Origin of the sequence: Halobacteriovorax sp. RT-2-3, assembly GCF_047085075.1 — a bacterium.
Classification (GTDB): Bacteria; Bdellovibrionota; Bacteriovoracia; order Bacteriovoracales; family Bacteriovoracaceae; genus Halobacteriovorax_A.
Genome location: NZ_JBKIYF010000002.1, coordinates 440540 through 456333, shown reverse-complemented (window position 1 = coordinate 456333; position 15794 = coordinate 440540). Strand labels below are relative to the sequence as shown.

At 37.0% G+C, this 15794-nt stretch carries 19 protein-coding genes; 13 read left to right on the top strand and 6 right to left on the bottom strand.

Going from position 1 to position 15794, the window contains the following annotated elements; genetic code table 11:
• Positions 1 to 45 precede the first annotated feature (45 nt).
• On the bottom strand, positions 46 to 624 hold the full coding sequence (locus tag ACMAYX_RS08010; protein ID WP_412471783.1) for a BglII/BstYI family type II restriction endonuclease: 579 nt from the start codon (positions 622 to 624) through the stop codon (positions 46 to 48).
• A 408-nt stretch (positions 625 to 1032) separates the two neighbouring features.
• Between ACMAYX_RS08010 and ACMAYX_RS08005 the strand changes: the two genes are divergently transcribed.
• The 3 genes from ACMAYX_RS08005 to ACMAYX_RS07995 all read left to right on the top strand — a co-directional run bounded on the left by ACMAYX_RS08005 (position 1033) and on the right by ACMAYX_RS07995 (position 3357).
• Positions 1033 to 2172, top strand: a complete 1140-nt coding sequence (locus ACMAYX_RS08005) for a hypothetical protein (protein WP_412471784.1) — start codon at positions 1033 to 1035, stop codon at positions 2170 to 2172.
• Positions 2159 to 2764 carry a DNA-binding protein gene (locus tag ACMAYX_RS08000; protein ID WP_412471785.1) on the top strand — a complete coding sequence of 202 codons (606 nt, stop codon included), beginning with the start codon at positions 2159 to 2161 and terminating at the stop codon, positions 2762 to 2764. The genes ACMAYX_RS08005 and ACMAYX_RS08000 overlap by 14 nt, the downstream gene beginning before the upstream one ends.
• A gap of 119 nt (positions 2765 to 2883) precedes the next feature.
• Complete coding sequence (locus ACMAYX_RS07995; protein WP_412471786.1) at positions 2884 to 3357, top strand: thermonuclease family protein; 474 nt, start codon at positions 2884 to 2886, stop codon at positions 3355 to 3357.
• Between the two features lie 54 nt (positions 3358 to 3411).
• Here the strand turns inward: ACMAYX_RS07995 and ACMAYX_RS07990 are convergent, their stop codons facing one another.
• On the bottom strand, positions 3412 to 3789 hold the full coding sequence (locus tag ACMAYX_RS07990) for a hypothetical protein (protein WP_392992983.1): 378 nt from the start codon (positions 3787 to 3789) through the stop codon (positions 3412 to 3414).
• A 212-nt stretch (positions 3790 to 4001) separates the two neighbouring features.
• Here ACMAYX_RS07990 and ACMAYX_RS07985 point away from each other — a divergent pair, with 212 nt between their 5' ends.
• A complete protein-coding gene (locus ACMAYX_RS07985; protein WP_392992980.1) occupies positions 4002 to 4193 on the top strand; it encodes a YwbE family protein in 192 nt (63 codons plus the stop codon).
• A gap of 9 nt (positions 4194 to 4202) precedes the next feature.
• Here ACMAYX_RS07985 and ACMAYX_RS07980 read toward each other — a convergent pair whose 3' ends face one another.
• Positions 4203 to 4835: a metallophosphoesterase gene (locus tag ACMAYX_RS07980; RefSeq protein ID WP_412471787.1), complete on the bottom strand. Its 633-nt coding sequence runs from the start codon at positions 4833 to 4835 to the stop codon at positions 4203 to 4205.
• A 129-nt stretch (positions 4836 to 4964) separates the two neighbouring features.
• Between ACMAYX_RS07980 and ACMAYX_RS07975 the strand changes: the two genes are divergently transcribed.
• The 4 genes from ACMAYX_RS07975 to ACMAYX_RS07960 all read left to right on the top strand — a co-directional run bounded on the left by ACMAYX_RS07975 (position 4965) and on the right by ACMAYX_RS07960 (position 8094).
• Complete coding sequence (locus tag ACMAYX_RS07975) at positions 4965 to 5285, top strand: hypothetical protein (RefSeq protein WP_103218351.1); 321 nt, start codon at positions 4965 to 4967, stop codon at positions 5283 to 5285.
• Positions 5286 to 5288: 3 nt separating this feature from the next.
• On the top strand, positions 5289 to 5825 hold the full coding sequence (locus ACMAYX_RS07970) for a metalloregulator ArsR/SmtB family transcription factor (protein WP_103218350.1): 537 nt from the start codon (positions 5289 to 5291) through the stop codon (positions 5823 to 5825).
• Between the two features lie 164 nt (positions 5826 to 5989).
• Complete coding sequence (locus ACMAYX_RS07965; protein WP_412472263.1) at positions 5990 to 7609, top strand: C1 family peptidase; 1620 nt, start codon at positions 5990 to 5992, stop codon at positions 7607 to 7609.
• A gap of 158 nt (positions 7610 to 7767) precedes the next feature.
• Positions 7768 to 8094 (top strand): hypothetical protein, encoded by a 327-nt coding sequence (locus ACMAYX_RS07960; protein ID WP_392859129.1) that lies wholly within the window; start codon positions 7768 to 7770, stop codon positions 8092 to 8094.
• Here the strand turns inward: ACMAYX_RS07960 and ACMAYX_RS07955 are convergent, their stop codons facing one another.
• Positions 8095 to 8898 carry a TIGR02147 family protein gene (locus tag ACMAYX_RS07955; protein ID WP_412471789.1) on the bottom strand — a complete coding sequence of 268 codons (804 nt, stop codon included), beginning with the start codon at positions 8896 to 8898 and terminating at the stop codon, positions 8095 to 8097. It abuts the gene before it with no gap.
• Between the two features lie 163 nt (positions 8899 to 9061).
• On the opposite strand from ACMAYX_RS07955, the gene ACMAYX_RS07950 reads away from it, so the two are divergent.
• A complete protein-coding gene (locus ACMAYX_RS07950) occupies positions 9062 to 10369 on the top strand; it encodes a hypothetical protein (protein ID WP_412471790.1) in 1308 nt (435 codons plus the stop codon).
• 93 nt (positions 10370 to 10462) lie between these two features.
• A complete protein-coding gene (locus ACMAYX_RS07945) occupies positions 10463 to 10858 on the top strand; it encodes a DUF3347 domain-containing protein (protein WP_158246897.1) in 396 nt (131 codons plus the stop codon).
• Positions 10859 to 10878: 20 nt separating this feature from the next.
• Here ACMAYX_RS07945 and ACMAYX_RS07940 read toward each other — a convergent pair whose 3' ends face one another.
• Together ACMAYX_RS07940 and ACMAYX_RS07935 are read right to left on the bottom strand one after the other, a co-directional pair.
• Positions 10879 to 11313 (bottom strand): hypothetical protein, encoded by a 435-nt coding sequence (locus ACMAYX_RS07940; RefSeq protein WP_412463305.1) that lies wholly within the window; start codon positions 11311 to 11313, stop codon positions 10879 to 10881.
• Positions 11314 to 11445: 132 nt separating this feature from the next.
• Positions 11446 to 13281 carry a hypothetical protein gene (locus ACMAYX_RS07935; protein ID WP_412463304.1) on the bottom strand — a complete coding sequence of 612 codons (1836 nt, stop codon included), beginning with the start codon at positions 13279 to 13281 and terminating at the stop codon, positions 11446 to 11448.
• A 76-nt stretch (positions 13282 to 13357) separates the two neighbouring features.
• Between ACMAYX_RS07935 and ACMAYX_RS07930 the strand changes: the two genes are divergently transcribed.
• From ACMAYX_RS07930 to ACMAYX_RS07920, 3 genes are all read left to right on the top strand, one after another.
• The gene (locus ACMAYX_RS07930; RefSeq protein WP_412463303.1) at positions 13358 to 13849 is read left to right on the top strand and encodes a hypothetical protein; all 492 of its coding nucleotides are present in this window, start codon (positions 13358 to 13360) and stop codon (positions 13847 to 13849) included.
• Positions 13850 to 13880: 31 nt separating this feature from the next.
• Positions 13881 to 14726, top strand: coding sequence for an NIF family HAD-type phosphatase (locus ACMAYX_RS07925; protein ID WP_412471791.1), 846 nt, complete (start codon positions 13881 to 13883; stop codon positions 14724 to 14726).
• Positions 14727 to 14904: 178 nt separating this feature from the next.
• Positions 14905 to 15786 carry a M14 family metallocarboxypeptidase gene (locus ACMAYX_RS07920; protein WP_412470247.1) on the top strand — a complete coding sequence of 294 codons (882 nt, stop codon included), beginning with the start codon at positions 14905 to 14907 and terminating at the stop codon, positions 15784 to 15786.
• Positions 15787 to 15794: the final 8 nt, after the last annotated feature.

The window sequence follows — 15794 nt, the reverse complement described above, 5'->3', positions numbered from 1 at the left end:
GGACGTAGCAGGTATAGTTAACTGTTTTAAGTTTTAATTCTTATACTACATATCATCAACATAACATGATGGTTTTATTCCAATAATAAAAAGAGGGCAAGTTCCTGCTGCTCCCCCATGAACTTTAGGCATAAGCTTATTTATATGAGTTGTAGAAGCACCGTATGAACTTCCTTTGCCTAGACCATTAAAAATTTGCTGTAGCTCAGTAGCTCTTGTAACAATAACTCCAACTGAGAGAGCTTTTATGCTATGAAGTAGTCTGAAGTTATTTAAGTCTCTATCAAAAAATGGGTCTTTGTTGTTCCATTCTAGCTCTACGCCAACTCTATTTTTATAGTAATCAATTTGATGTGTTGGAGTTTCTATTTCATGATCGTCAATATTCATTTCAATTCTAAATTGTTTTTCTTCCCAACCAATTGCGTAAAGAGCGTCATCGAACCTTTGAGCAATGGGAGACTTTCGACCGCCCGGTGTTATTATTTCACTCTTCAACAGCTGAAAGTTATCTAGAAGCTCATAGAGTTCTGCATACTCAGTGGGAAAGACGTTTTTAAAGATGCTGTGACCATGAAACTCCTCATGTAAAAAGAATTTGTCTTCCAGATCATAAATATTCATATTGGCGCTCTTTGTTGAAAAATGAATCTTATTTTAAATTATATATTTAAAGTACTTGAAAATGAACGAGGTCCTTTTTTCCAATTTTGATTAGTTCTAGTGGCTCGGTCTATGCTCACAGTTATTGCTTTAAAAAAGGTTCTAGGCAAGATTCTAATTTTCAACCGATCAATTGAAGTTTTGCTGACTAGCTTTATAGGGAATTAAGTATAACATTAAACTGTGTAGTTAGCTGAAATTACTATCGTAATGATTTCCTCTTTAAATGACCTAAGTGATTGTAACTTCTTAAATTATCAAAGGCTTAATCTTTAATGGTTGAGCACCGAAGAGAATAAGTGTAAACTTTAGTATACTAAAGAAGACTAGCGTTGACTTTGGTGTACATTTTAGTGTATGGATACAGTCATGAAAAAACGTTTAAATTTACCATTAATAAGCGATGTCATGCTTGAGAGGGGAATCTCTCAAGTTGATATTGCTGAGAATGTTGATGTTACAAAAGGCTGTGTCTCCTCTTGGTTAAAACCTGATAAGTTTCCTCGACCAAAGCATTTATTAAAGTTAGGTGAGTACTTGGGAATTGATTTTAAGAATCTCGTTATAAAGTCAAATGTGGAAGGTCCTCAGGTTGCATTTAGAAAAAGTGGGAACTTTTCGATTACAGAGAGGGACTTGAATAGTTTTCAGTATGTTGCTTCACTTTTAAAAAGGCTAGTACCTTACGTTTCAATTGATACCTTAAGTAAGGCACCTGTGTTGTCTGAACCGAAGTTGGATTATGAATATGTGCAAAAGGTTGCTAAGAGTGTTAGGGACGAAATAAAGACAGAAAGTGATCCAATAAAGTATGAGGATATGATAGATCATTTTAAAAAACTTCATACAACGATAGTCCCAGTCTTATGGGGAAAGAGTAAGAAACAGGGGACACATGTATTGTTGCCTGAATCAAATACAAACTGGGTGTACCTTAATCTAGATTCCAAACCATTTGATTTCTTGTTTTGGATGGCTCATGAGTTAGGCCATTCTAAGGCACCTTATATGGGGTATGAGGAAGGAGAAGAGTTTGCAGATGCTTTTGCTGGCGCACTCTTATTTAGTCAAGAGATGTCGGAAAAAGCATATAATGACTTGGTCAATGTTTCTGACAAGTGGAAGCAAGTAGACCTTATTAAGGAAATTGCTATGAAGTATGTAATATCACCGATTACAATTTATAAAGAGGTTGAAAAATTTGCTAGATTTAATAATTTAGACTCTTTAAATTTAGAGGCAGAAAGAATTATATATAGAGGAACAACTAAATTTAACGGCCAGTATAAGTCAATAAGCGAAGCTTTGTTTGGAGAAAAAGTTCCTAATTCAAAAGATTATATTCTAGCCTGCAAAGATGTGTTTCATTCAAACTTTTTCGATATGCTCAAAAGATACTTGTCGAGTAATACTTCAACCACTCCTAAGTTTATTGCAGATATTTTGGAGATATCTATTACTGATGCTCATGAGTTATGGGGAGAGTTGATTTCCGATGGCACAAAGTAAAGTATCTATTGATTCAAACTCATATTTTCGATTAGCTCAAACTATCCACCCTCTACTTAATGTAGAGTTTGGAGAAGAGAAATACTGTTTATATATTATTGATGGTTTTGAAGGAGAGTACTACAAAAGTAGAAGACTGAAATCAAAATTTTATTGGGCAAAATCAAATGAATACGAAGGAAATCGTGATCGTCGTATTTCTAGAAGTAAAAAACAGAAAAAAGAGATTGATAATATTTTTGAACATATATGGGAAGCATCACAAAACTATGAATATGAAGGCGGGGAAAATTCCCAGATTGAAGATAAGTTACCACCCGGCCCTGTTGACTGTGATGCCTTGGCAGTTGCTAAGGTTCTAAATATTCCAGTCGTAACTGATGATGAAGATATGACAATGTTGGGAATGGAATTTGATGTGAAAATGTGGTCAACTCTTAAACTTTTGAGAGTAATGAGGGATTGTCATCATATACAAAATTCTACAGTGACTTCTCTGGTTAGGTACTGGAAAGAAACGAATGAAATGCCGTGGCTTTTTCGTACACATGTAACTGAATACTTTAGCGAATTAAACTTATTGAATGTGTAGTTTTTTGTAGTACCTAGGCTAATTGCTTTTATATATTCTTCTACTTACCGGAATTCCCCTCCTCCACTATTTCTTCGTATTGGTTAAACAAAAACTCGCATTTATCCGATACGCCACGTATGAAACACATAACCCTCACACTCCTAATCTCAATTTTCCAACTAACAACACTAGCAACATCCGACTGCACCCATGACGCCAAGAACTTTCGCTGCGTAAAATATGTGAAGAACTACGACGCGGACACGGTGACATTTGATATTCCAAATGTGCATCCGCTGATTGGAAGTCGAATCAATGTGCGAGTGAGTGGGGTGGATACGCCGGAGATTCGAACGAAGAATGCGTGCGAGAAGAGTAAGGGACGAGATGCGAAGAAAATTGTGACGAATCTTTTAAAGCACGCCAAGCGCATTGATCTAGAGAATGTGCAAAGAGGTAAGTACTTTCGCGTGGTGGCCGATGTGAAAATCGATGGCCAGTCCCTGTCATACTATCTTCTTAAAAATGGCCTTGCCTATGCATATGACGGCGGCACGAAGAAGAAGGTGGATTGGTGTAAGACGAATCGCGAGATTGCGTCGGAGAATTAGGATGCTGGGACGCATCCCGAAAAGTATCCAGGAATCTTTTAAGAACCTTCAAGCTTACAGGTTTATATATTTACTTTCTTTTAAGCATTTTAAGGCACTACCTGCTCTAGATGACCAGCTGACCTTCTTGTAACAAGATTCAAGCTGTCTTGAATTTTCAAATTCTTTATTCTTTATAAATGAAAGGCAATCATTAGCTTCGCCAATTTGCGAGCTCCAACTTTCAGAAATGGCATAACATACTGCCACAGCATTTCGATCAAAGAATCCAACATCTACGATCTCCATGCACTTTTCATAACCGTCACTAGATTGACTTGTCCAAGAGCTATCTTGAGAGTCACAAACGTCATACGTAGACATTGGAGTAAACTCACCAGCAAAGCTTAAAAAGTTTCCAAGGACAAGAAGTGTAACTAATAACATTCTCATTATATTCTCCTATCATCTATGTAATGTTTAATGACAAATATTTGTATTGATTATCCCTACTTTTATGATTAGTTTCATTCATTTTGAAGAATTTTTATAGGCCGTTAGAAAGCTAACACTTAATAACTTTTCCAATAAATTAAGGTTTTTATGTGTACAACCTGTTAAAATCACTTTTAAGGAAGCTAAGGTAAGACTATAAAAGGAATAAAATGGAAGGCAACGTAAGAGACCATATTGAAATCGGTGAGAAGGTACGCATTGTTCTTAAAAAAGATCAGCGAACAGGAAACCTTACTGAAGGTATCGTAAAAGATATTCTAACGAAGTCAGATTATCATCCGCATGGGATCAAGGTTCGTCTTGAAAGCGGTGAGGTTGGACGCGTAAAAGAAATTCTTTAGCATCTCTTGTTAGCTTAACTCCAACGTAATCGGTGCATTCTTATACTTGTAACTCTCATCCAAGCTACAAGAGTTAACGAATATGATTCCACCAAAAATATCAGTACCGTAACCTTCGTGGATATGGCCAAAGGCATGCACGCGAGGCTGGACTCGTTGGATAGTTTTGAGCAGGTCTGTGCATCCGACACGTTCGCCATTTGCACATAAGTCCATCACGGCGCGAGGTGGCCCGTGGGTGAGGAGGATGTCAGTATCATTTGGGATTAAGTCCCAATGTTCTCGAATCTCAGGGCCTCGGTGTCTGTTAAATGCCCAGTCATGAAACCACGGCTGAATCGGTGAGCCCCAGATTTTAAATCCTTCAATTTCAATTCCTGAATCATTTAAGTAGATGATGCCGTTGTCTTTTAAGATTGCTTCGGCCTCTTCCTTTCTTTCATCATCAAAGCAGAAGTCGTGGTTGCCAGCGATGACAATCTTGTGTTTAAAATCAAGGCCTGCTACAAATTCTGCAAATGCTCTCGTATCTTCCAGCGAGCCTCGGCGAGTGAAGTCTCCTGTGTGAAAGAGGAAATCCCCTGATTCGAAGGGAACTTCGCTATGGCGATTATGCGTGTCTGAGAAGAAAGTTAGTTTCATTTAGGTATAATAGCATATGTTTTAATATACTGGTTTTAAATCTAATTTGATAAATATTAAAATAAATGTTGACCTTTCTATTTCTTGAGTCTATTTTGACAAGTATCAAAACAGATTCAGGAGGTAAAAATGAATTTTTTAGATGAATTGAAAGAACTTTCAAAGCAGGCATCGAACCTTTCAAGAGGAAAAATCGATATCAACGTTGAAAGAAAGATTAGAGAGAATGTTTTTGAAATTATGGAAGAGCTTTATGGAAATGCTACGACTGCTAATTTCATCAAGACGACAAAACTTATGTACCGTGATTGGTCACAGAGCTATAGCGAAGACATCAGATTTGGACGTGATGAAGATGCAGATAAGGCGATGGTTAAGCTTAGTACATTTGAGTGGATCGTATCTCTTCCATCTGTGCAAGAAATGCGCGCATCCCTTGGCGAAGGTTAAGAGATGAGTCTTGCGAACGTATTTAAAGTTTTAGGTGATGAGGCGAGATTAAGTATTATCAGAAGCCTGGCAGAGAAAGATCTCTATGCAGAAGTTCTTGCAGAAAGACTTTCTCTGTCTCCTGGAACGATTACGCATCACTTGAAAAAGCTTGAAGCTGTAGGACTTATTAAGTCGCGCAAGGAGCAGTACTACAAAGTCTTCTCACTACAAAAGAAGATGCTTGATAAGAATATCCTAAGTTCAATTTTAGAGGTTTCAATTTCAAACGAAGATGAAAATGAAGTTCAATATGAACAGAAGATCATCAAGTCATTTTTTAAAAATGGTGTGCTTAAGTCGATCCCTGTACAACGTAAAAAACGACTCGTTATTTTAAAGCATCTCTTACAAGAATTTAAAAAGGGCCGTGATTACACAGAAGCTGAAGTTAACGAAAGGATTGAAAAGTATAACGAAGACTTTTGTACCATTAGACGTGAGTTCATTGCAGAGAAGCTAATGGAGAGAAAGGCTGGCATCTACCGCGTAAAAGCTTAATGCTGGCCAATTTTTGTACACTCACAATTCTTTCAACACTTTTCCTAACCAACAACCCATAACTAACTGATTATCCACACCTCAAAAGCCCACTTCTTTGCAAAAACTGGCTTCTGTCTTGCTGTATCTAATTACTGATACAACTCTTTAAAAAGTTTGGAATTATGAAGCACTCATTATTTTTATTCAAAGTTTTGCTCTTGCAGTTATCTGTTTGCAATTTCGCAATAGCGGGTGAGTCTGTAATTCCGGCTTCACTGGATTTAAGTAGCATTCAGTCTTCAGTTAAAAATCAAGGAAATCGAGGGGCATGTACATTCTTTAGTACTACCTCTTTATTAGAAAGTGAAATCATCAAACAACATAATATTGAGATAAATATCTCAGAACAATTTATGATTTATGCTACCAAGAACTATGCTCGTTATGGAGAATTAGAAGAGGGCTCGAGTGTCATTAGGAATCTTTATGCAGCAAAAAAGTATGGGATCACTTTTGAGCAGGATCTACCTTACCAGCAAAGCTGGTTCTCCCCAGGCATGCCATGCTCGGAAGACGCCCCTGTTAGATCATCTGGTTATGAATGCTACCACCATAATAGCGTTGTCGATAAAAATAGAATTATCTCATTAGGTAATAATTTAGAAATCACTGATATAGACGATTATGAAAATCAAAGATCTGATCTAATTATTTCATACCTCGCTAAAAATAAACGGCCAGTATCTGTTAATATCGTAATTAACGATGACATAATGCTTAGTTCGAAAAATGGAGAAATCAAATATAATACGAGGCTAAGAGATGAATGCAATATTTCTAATCATTGTTTTGCTCACTCCATCGTCATTACAGGTTATAACCTAAAAGATAAAACTTTTAAGTTCAAAAATAGCTATGGAAAAAGCTGGGGAAGTAATGGGTATGGAACAATTTCCATTGAGTATATTAATAAACTCTATGGGGCCCCTGAAATTATGGCCGTCGAGCTAAAGAAAAAATTGAAGCTTATTAAGCCGAAAGTTCCAGCAACTATATCTCCTAAAGTATCAGTGAAGTCAGATATTGATTTTGATGGTAGTGACATAAATATAAAAATCAATGGAAGGGTAGAGTACTTACCAAAAACACAGTTTAAAATTCAGTTTGCAATTGTAAGAATTGATGAAGCCGGTGAACCAAAAATAGTCTCACTAGATAATAACTTTATTAACTTGTATCAATATGCAACAACAGATGATTCTGGAAATCTAGATTTAGATGAAATTAAAGAAGTAAGTTTTAAAAACGTAAGACATAAACTCAAAAAGCTAAAAGAAGAGCTCTACCTATTCACTCTTGTTAATAAAGTAAGTGATAAAGAAGATGAAAATATTGACTATACCTTTAGTAAGCTCACTTTTCCTGCTTATGTAGAAACATTCAAAGACTGTTCTGAAGCATCAAAAACAGGCACTAATCCTGACAAGCAAAAATGTTTTGATAAATTTAAGGGTAGCTACACGCTTCAAGAGTGTCTATCTCATGCAACGCTTTTTGATATTATCTATATGGATAAGGTTGCTAGTTGTTTTAAAGAGATTAAGGGGCAATCTAACTTCTCTCAATGTAGCAGTCTCATTAGATCGATTCCTAAGAGCATGGACAAGTACACTCAACTTGAAAATTGCAAGGACATTTATGAGGGCGAATACACCGTATACGAGTGTAAGAGTGCTGCAAGATTAATCTCTGATGGCTACTATAGGGATCAACAGCTAACGAAATGTGAGCTAGGGTTTTAAAAATGATCTATCATAAGTCACTGTAATTATATTGTTTTAAAAGGTTTTTCATAGCTGAGCTTAAGAAAGGCTGACTTTTTTAATTAATTTAATCTATCAGTGCGTCATCTGTTGGTCTATAACTCCTTCAACAAAACAAAAAGAAAAGGAGAATACAAATGAAAAAGACAATGATGATTTTACTTAGTAGCTTAATTCTTTCACTAAATACTTTTGCTTCTACAGAGGTTGAAAACTCAAGACTTGTTAATATCGTTACTCAACTTGAGACGTTTATTGGTGAAGATAGTGAGCTTATGGCCGATTCTCAGATTAAGCTAATCTTTGAAGAGAGTTTAAATAATTTAGATGATTCAAAAATTATTCTTTCAAATATCCTCGAACTTGATGAGAGATTTGAAGTAACAATGGATGATGAATTCGCCAATAAGTTAGCGATTTTTTCAGCACTACTTCATGAAGTTATGCTAGCGGCTAGACCTTAACTAAACTTTAAAGAGATCCATCGTGTAACAGAAGACATCCTCTTGGGTTGTCTTCTTTACTACCTCACGTATCTCTTCAATGGCCTTTACCATGATACCATTTACCTTTGGCAGATCTTCCTTAGAAAGAGTGATAACAGAGGAATAGTGAAGCTCATCTTCAGTTGCTCGGTCCATACTTTCCATCGCACGCAGACGCCAATTTGAGTGGTGTCTTGCAATCATTGGAGAGTTCTTTCCAAGGTGAAAACTTTTTGATGTAAGCTTTATTTTATCACCGTCATTAGTAATGAGCCCCGCATCCAAAAGGAAGTCAATAACCTTTGCCACAGTCTCTGTGGAAATTGAAAAAGTTGCAGCGATCACTTCTCTGTCATACTGCTTTGTGATTGAGAGGTATGCGTGGATCGCAAGATAATGCCAGCTTGAGTAGTATTCGTATTGCTGCTCTTTTGTTAGCTCTTTCTTATCAGTTAGGCGTTTACTGAGATCTTTTGAGTCTTTGACAAGCTCATCTATCTTGACCTTGTAATAGTCACTTAATCTCTTATTTCCAGCGCGCTGATAATTAACTAGCGTTAAATAGAACTCCGTCTGCTTATTTGATAGAGACAGAAAATCTGCTGTGAGCAATGCCTGCTCAAGACTAAAGTGAGCATCTTTGTTTAGGACTTGTGAGATATAGGCCGTTTGGCAGGTCAGCTTTTCAGCAAGTCTCGACCTTGTTCCGCGCACCCGTTTTCCAAGCTCTTCAAGAGCATCAATAGTGAAATCTTTGTAATTTTGATAACTGAAAATATCCATAAGTTCTCGTTATTATTGGCTTGTGTTCTCTTCTTCGTAGTATTAGTTAATACTTTAGCATATTTTTAGTTAGCTTTGGCATCGTTGTGTATTTATTAAATACAGGGCCTATAAATTAAACACTTTGCCCTTTGCTAAATTGCTTTTGGTCTATATTGAAACCATGAAGACACAAAAACTTATTTCACTAATTGGACTATGCTTATGCTTGAATCACCAGGCCTTTGGTGTAGAAAGTTTGGATATTAAGCATAAAGTTCAAGTGGATTTATCAAAGTATAAGACACTTCTTGATATTAAGAAGTTTAATCTTCATAAGGAAAGGCCTCAGCAACTAGATTTAAATTCATTTTTAAAAAAGAGTATTCAGGAAGATTCTGATGAGGGTGGTTTTGAGAGTTCTGGTGGAGGAACGATTGTTAAAACAGGAGTCGGTGCACCTATCTTATTAGACTTTGCTGTTTATGATCAAAACTTTGTTGATGAATTTAATTATTCTCAAGGTTCATCAGTTGTCTTGAAAAAACATGCCAGTGTTCTTGGTTATGAGAAATTCACTTTTGACCGTATTAAAGAAATGGAAATATATCCACTTTTAAAAGAGAGAATCGAGAAGTGGCAAGAGAGTAGTCCTTTGATTACTCATGGGATTAAGTCCGCCCTAAAGGGAGCTGATTGGAGATTTACTCCACATCGAGTTAGAAGCTTTTATGAGGGAGAGATTTTTCAAGGTGCAGTTTTTTATTCTGGAGATAAAGGCGCTTGGATTTCTACGCCTGTTTGGAATAGTGTCGGTGACTTTTCAAAAATAGGGCTTCTTATTCATGAAGCTTTAAGACATATGAGTATTAGCTATGGTGATAAGTTAAGTGAAGAAGTAATCCATGATATCACTTACCGAATTACCCTTACTGAACCTATCGAGGGTGAAACCCTAGACTCTAGGGCCTATTATCATAAAGACTCAATTACGGCGCTACATTATAAGAGTAAGGATAAGCTTGCTCAAAGCAAAGAAAGACTAAGAAATCTTATTCTAGATGAGAGATTAACTAACGATCCTGAGCTCCTTTCTATTATTCAAGATAGCATCGATAATATTGATAACTCTAGTGTTCTAATGGAGAGCGTAGCGACACTTGATAAACTTTATGAAGTAACATTTGAAGATAAGAAGGCAAATCTCTTACTTGATCTCTCTAGTGGCATTCACGAAGTCATTGCTAGTCAACTTCGTGTAAAAGCTTCAAGGCCTGCCTTAGAGTTAACGGATGCTATTCGATCAATGAACTCAATTATCAGTCTAGAAACAATAAGTGAGAGCTTAATAATTGATTATATTGAAAGTGGTAAGATTCCTTATGAGTTCTATCAAGTGAAGGAGCGCCTTCAATTTTTAAATGAAATTCAGAAACTAAAACAGCGACATAAAAAGCTACTTGAGAGAGGTGCCTTAATTGAAGCTTACTAGTTCTAGAGATAATAAGTATTAATTTGATTTTATAGTTTTTACGATATACCCTAGGGGGGTATGTGTAATATCATGCTACCCATAGGAGAAATTATGAAATTATTTATAGCTTTTATATTATCTTTTAACGTTTTTTGCCATGAGCTAGAATATCAAAATTACCTAAGTCTTCAGAAGTCATTAGTTGAGGGAAATCTCGACCAGGGCCTAAAGTCTTGGAAAACGATGTGTAAGAAAGAACTTGGCCACTATGCTAAAGATTATAAATATGGTGACTGTGATAAGAATATAAAAAGTGTCAGTGCTTTAAGAGATTCATTTAAACTTCTTTCTGAAATTTATATCAAGAATGGTAAGTCACTTGAAAATAGCGATCTTAAAATCGTTAAATGCCCAATGGCAAAGGCCCGTTGGATTCAAAAAGGATCTTCTGTTAAGAATCCATATTACGGAAAGAAGATGCTTACTTGTGGTGAAGTAGAATCATAAGAAGTAAGCATCTAAATTTTTTATAAGTGTATACAACGGTAAGTATCAAAAGTTTGAGACTCGATATCGTAAAGATAGAGTGCTTCCGAATATCTCTTTGTGTAAGCAACGTAGAGTCCACCTGATTGTGGATTTCCACAATAGTAGCGCTTGTCGTGTTCGAGTCGATAAACAGCAGTAGATGCTGAGCTAAATTGTTCAACATCTTTTTGTGCCTCAAGATAGGCGCTTTGAACTTCATCGTAGAATGGAAGATCTGGCGTGAACTCGACACATTTGTATTCTTTTAGATTTCTCAAATCAGTATTGTCGATATAGTAGTAAAGTTTAGAACTTTCTTTGTAATAGATCTTAATGTGTGACTCGTGTTTCCCGCAGTAAAGGGCACCGTCATTAGAGTGGTGAAAGGCCATCGCAGAAAGTTGTAGTAATACAGCTAGACTGATTAATTTCATAAAATCTCCTTAATATTTCTACTTTATACACCAAATTCAATATATTGAGTCAGAGATTGTACTTTTAACAAGGTTTGAAAAGGAAGAATCCAGGAACCTCGTTAGAAGTTCCCGGAATTATTAGATCTTATCTTAGTTCTTTTCGATTGAAGATGTCTTAGCGTAGTTAATCGCTGTTGTAAGTAGAAGCCCAACAAAGAATAAGACGCTTAGGCTTGTTTGGTAATTAAAGCCTTCAACTCCAGCGATCTCCATTCCACCAATGGCAAGGATTCCAAAAAGAAGAGCAAATAAAGCGTCTCCTGTGATAAGTCCTGCGGCAGTTAAGATTCCTCGGTGAGTGATCTTTGTCACAGACTTTGTTCCAGAAAGTCTTGCAAGCGATCCCAGAAGAATTCCTGTACCGATATATGAAGGAAGATAGATTCCAACTGCAAAAGCAAGTGAGCTTAGAATAATACCTTTACGCTTTCCGATGATTTCAATGATCACAGCTAATAGTCCAAGGCCTGCTCCGGCAAGTACTGGCATCATTGGAATATCACTTTGAATAAATAGTGATTTTAGAACTGTTGCAAAGAAGGCCGCCTGTGGAGCAGGAAGGGCCTCGCTTCCAAGTGTTCCTGTTTCATGAGCAACGTAAACTGCTAGAGGTACAGAGATTGCACCACCAAGAAGACCAACAAGTTGTCCGATGAAAGAGCTTGAAACCTTAAGGCCATTAAATTGCATTGTCTTATAATCTTGAGATGAGTCGTTAGATGCACAGATGGCAACACAAGCTGCAACAATAATTGGAACTAGAAAGTAAACACCTTGGATACCTTCAAGACCAATTGCAAGTCCAACCAAACTTAGAACTAGCATTCCCATAAAAACAGTTCCACTAACAGGTGAAGCAGATGATCCAACTTGAAGTGATAAAAGTGCACCTAGGCCACTTAGGAAAAAGATGAGTAGTAGGGCAACAATTCCAAGTGCAACAAGACCTACGAGTGTTGCTCCTGAATACAGCATCATCGCAATTAGTAAGAATGCACCAAACCCAATCGATGCTAGAAGTTGCTTTCTTACGCTTGCTGGAATTTCTAATTGTTCAGCATCAAAGTCTGCTTCTTTATTAGCTAGAGCATTGCGAGTTTTTCTACCTTCTATAATATAAGCAATTAATGAGTAAACAACTGCAACAACCATAGCTGCTCCACCAACCCAACGAAAAGTTGTTCCTGGCATATTTTGAGCGGCCGACATTCCTTTAACAACTGCATTTAAAAGTCCTCCAAAGAAGATTAGGATTGCAGTAGGAACAGTTAGAAGTGCTCCAATACCAAAGTATAGTGGGTTAATTGGAAGTGGCAGTTTTGTTTCAACGCCACTTAGTGTGAACTTTAGGTCATATATACTTGCCTTTAAAACTTTAATTTGACTTAGGAAGGCCATGACAAATCCAAATGCTAGCCCTGGAATAAGTGAAAATTTTAAAGGTGGTCGTGCCTGAGGATTTTCTGCTGCTGTCTGAATTAGACGGTCACAGGCAACGGCCTCTGGCGCTGGAAGTTTTGGATCAGTTAAGAATCTCTGTGTTGCAAGACCAACAAATCCCCAACCTAGGAAACATCCTGCAGCTGAAGCTAAAATGAGAGATAAAATATCGACTGGTGGAACAGCTACTCCAAGTTCTGCTGCTAAGATTTGAACGATTGGTGCAACAAATGCGACACCTGCTGTTACGGCAACTCCTGCTGAGCCTGTTACTTGGGCCATGGCAAGAAAGCCTTTCATATCGTCTTTAAAGAAGGTACCCATTGCGACCCAGCCAAACAAAACGACGAGGGGACTGATCCCCGGTGTAATTCCAGCCTTTAGCGCTGAAAAGACAAATGCTGATCCGAGAACAAAGGAGATGACGAAGCCGAAGACAATTCCAGCTCTTTTCGATTTTAACGATGGTTCGTTAGCATTACTCATAAACTTTCTCCAGTTATTATTTAGTTATAATTATAGAATTACTTTACTGCTTAGATTTAGCAAGTATTATGTATATATGACGAAAATTGATAAAGAAAAGCTAACAGAAGAAATGAATTCTAAGAATCGTGAATGGCTAATTGAGTCTGATGGTGTTTCAGCGCTCTTTATTCATAATCTCGAAAACTTCGCTTATCGCTACCTTGAAACATCGACTGATAAAGGAATTAAGTGTGTTGTTGATGGTGAGCTCTATCAAGTCAAATCAACTGAGCCATCAATCATTGAGGCCCTTAAGTGGGATAATCCAGAGCTTAAGAAATCCCTTATCGATTTATGTAAGAAGTATCCAGGAAAAGCCTCTAAAGAGCTTAGAGTTAATCTAAGTTTAGAGACGAAAATGCTAGGGGAGCATAAGAATGAATGCTCTGCTCATATCACGTGCTTACTGCCAAATGGAGAGAGTTTAATTCTCTTTGAAAAGACAACGTCTATGAGTTTTGATGATCCGATTGAGCTTCGAAATAAGCATGCGGCCCTTCTAGAAGAGGTTTCAGTAATTTTTTAAGTATTTGACTAAAATGGTCGATAAGATATCAGTGAGATATCTTATTTTCATCCTAATATTCATTTCATGCTCTAAAGTTCTTAGGGGCCCAGCTCAGCTAAAGCAGAAGCATATTGTCTTTGATCTGGACCACACGCTCGTGGCCGAAATAGAAGAGGGTGAAACATTTAATCCGAAAAGAACTATTACCATCCAAGGCATTCACTATAGGATTATTCCATACGCCCGGGAACTCATCACTGAGTTATCAAAACGAGAAGATGTTTCAATTTCTTTTTTTAGTGGTGGGAGCGAGGATCGAAATCTTGAATTGTTAAAATTGCTCAAACTTTCAGACGGAAGTGATAAAAGTTTTCATGATATTTCTTATCGCATTCTTTCAAAGCGCCACCTTTACGATAATAGAAAAAATGTCCCTGAAGATTCTCGCTTTGTTCATAAGTGGAAGAAAGATATCTCCCTTGTTAGTGATGATCTTGATTCAATCATTCTCGTGGATGATCATAAAGACTTCTACTATCAAGGTCAAAAAAACAATACAGCATGGTTAGGAGAGTGGTTTAATAATTTTGAAAGCTATTCAGATGTGGAAGATTACAGGAAAAGAATTGGAGATGCTAAGGGCTTCAGACTTCCTCCATCATATAAAGACTGGTGGATGAATCGCAATAAACTGGCACTTGTTGGAAGCGCCATTGAAGAGGCTTTGGATAACGATGAAGTCTTTGTGGAATCAATGAGAATTCATCTCAAGCATCTAGATGAGCAAAGAGCTGGAAGCCTTGAGAGTTTAAAAGATCGAGTTCATACCTTTGGAATACGTTTTGCGCCGGAGTCTTGTTCCTCGGCGCTTGGTAGTTTTCTTCAAATCCGATAGAAATGATATGTATGCAAGGAATTGGTCATATGAAAATAAGCGAAGTTGCCCAGACAAAAAATCCTCGATACGTGTAACCAAAGACAGTTGGTAAAATTCTAATTGAGATTCAAGATATTGAAGAAATAAAAAAATAGTGCCAAAATCTTTTTGTTGTGAAGTTTAGTATGAGGCACTTATGTGGAATGACGAACAAAAGAATATCTGGTTTGAAGAACAAGAGATAAAAAGATCGTATCGAGAAGAAGTCGTAACAAAGATTAAGAATCTAGAAGCTCTCTTTGATATCTCTCAGTATGGAGCACTTCCGTATGATGAGAATAGGTATCCGCTGTTCTTAATAAAAAGCAAGAATTTCTTACCTGAGAATAAAACGATTCTAATTACTGGTGGTGTTCATGGTTATGAAACTAGTGGTGTTCATGGAGCTCTCGCTTTTTTAGAAACACAAGCTTTAAACTACACAAACGATTTTAATATTATTGTTGCTCCATGTATTAGTCCTTGGGGTTATGAAACAATTAATCGTTGGAACCCAATGACCGTCGATCCTAATCGTTCATTCTTCAATGATGGTCCTGCGCCCGAATGCAACCTTTTCATGAAGGCCATTTCTGAATTAAATCTTGAGATTTTTGCTCATTTCGATCTTCATGAGACAACGGATACTGATAATACTGTCTTTAGGCCGGCCCTCGAAAAAAGAGATGGAATACCTCAAGATATTTGGGATATTCCAGATGGTTTCTACCTGGTGGGAGATAGTGAGAATCCAACACCTGAATTTCAAAAAGCAATTATTGAATCTGTTCGTAAAGTTACACATATCGCACCAGCTGATATAAATGGGAATATTATTGGAGAGAAGCTAGAACAAGAGGGTGTGATTAATTATCCTTTGAAGAAGCTTCATCTTTGTGCATCTTTTTCTGATGCAAAATTTTGTACGACAACAGAGGTGTATCCAGATAGCCCAAGGGTTAGTGCTGAAAATTGTGTGGATGCACAAGTGGCCGCAATTATTGGTGGCATGGATTTTTTAGTTAATTCGATTAAATAAGCTGAAAT

Coding starts and splice junctions, on each gene's coding strand:
- ACMAYX_RS07945 (WP_158246897.1), top strand. CDS start 10,463: ATGAAATTATTTATAGCTTTTATATTATCTTTTAACGTTTTTTGCCAT.
- ACMAYX_RS08010 (WP_412471783.1), bottom strand. CDS start 624: ATGAATATTTATGATCTGGAAGACAAATTCTTTTTACATGAGGAGTTT.
- ACMAYX_RS07960 (WP_392859129.1), top strand. CDS start 7,768: ATGAAAAAGACAATGATGATTTTACTTAGTAGCTTAATTCTTTCACTA.
- ACMAYX_RS08005 (WP_412471784.1), top strand. CDS start 1,033: ATGAAAAAACGTTTAAATTTACCATTAATAAGCGATGTCATGCTTGAG.
- ACMAYX_RS07990 (WP_392992983.1), bottom strand. CDS start 3,789: ATGAGAATGTTATTAGTTACACTTCTTGTCCTTGGAAACTTTTTAAGC.
- ACMAYX_RS07920 (WP_412470247.1), top strand. CDS start 14,905: ATGTGGAATGACGAACAAAAGAATATCTGGTTTGAAGAACAAGAGATA.
- ACMAYX_RS07930 (WP_412463303.1), top strand. CDS start 13,358: ATGACGAAAATTGATAAAGAAAAGCTAACAGAAGAAATGAATTCTAAG.
- ACMAYX_RS07995 (WP_412471786.1), top strand. CDS start 2,884: ATGAAACACATAACCCTCACACTCCTAATCTCAATTTTCCAACTAACA.
- ACMAYX_RS07970 (WP_103218350.1), top strand. CDS start 5,289: ATGAGTCTTGCGAACGTATTTAAAGTTTTAGGTGATGAGGCGAGATTA.
- ACMAYX_RS08000 (WP_412471785.1), top strand. CDS start 2,159: ATGGCACAAAGTAAAGTATCTATTGATTCAAACTCATATTTTCGATTA.
- ACMAYX_RS07940 (WP_412463305.1), bottom strand. CDS start 11,313: ATGAAATTAATCAGTCTAGCTGTATTACTACAACTTTCTGCGATGGCC.
- ACMAYX_RS07965 (WP_412472263.1), top strand. CDS start 5,990: ATGAAGCACTCATTATTTTTATTCAAAGTTTTGCTCTTGCAGTTATCT.
- ACMAYX_RS07935 (WP_412463304.1), bottom strand. CDS start 13,281: ATGAGTAATGCTAACGAACCATCGTTAAAATCGAAAAGAGCTGGAATT.
- ACMAYX_RS07950 (WP_412471790.1), top strand. CDS start 9,062: ATGAAGACACAAAAACTTATTTCACTAATTGGACTATGCTTATGCTTG.
- ACMAYX_RS07975 (WP_103218351.1), top strand. CDS start 4,965: ATGAATTTTTTAGATGAATTGAAAGAACTTTCAAAGCAGGCATCGAAC.
- ACMAYX_RS07955 (WP_412471789.1), bottom strand. CDS start 8,898: ATGGATATTTTCAGTTATCAAAATTACAAAGATTTCACTATTGATGCT.
- ACMAYX_RS07980 (WP_412471787.1), bottom strand. CDS start 4,835: ATGAAACTAACTTTCTTCTCAGACACGCATAATCGCCATAGCGAAGTT.
- ACMAYX_RS07985 (WP_392992980.1), top strand. CDS start 4,002: ATGGAAGGCAACGTAAGAGACCATATTGAAATCGGTGAGAAGGTACGC.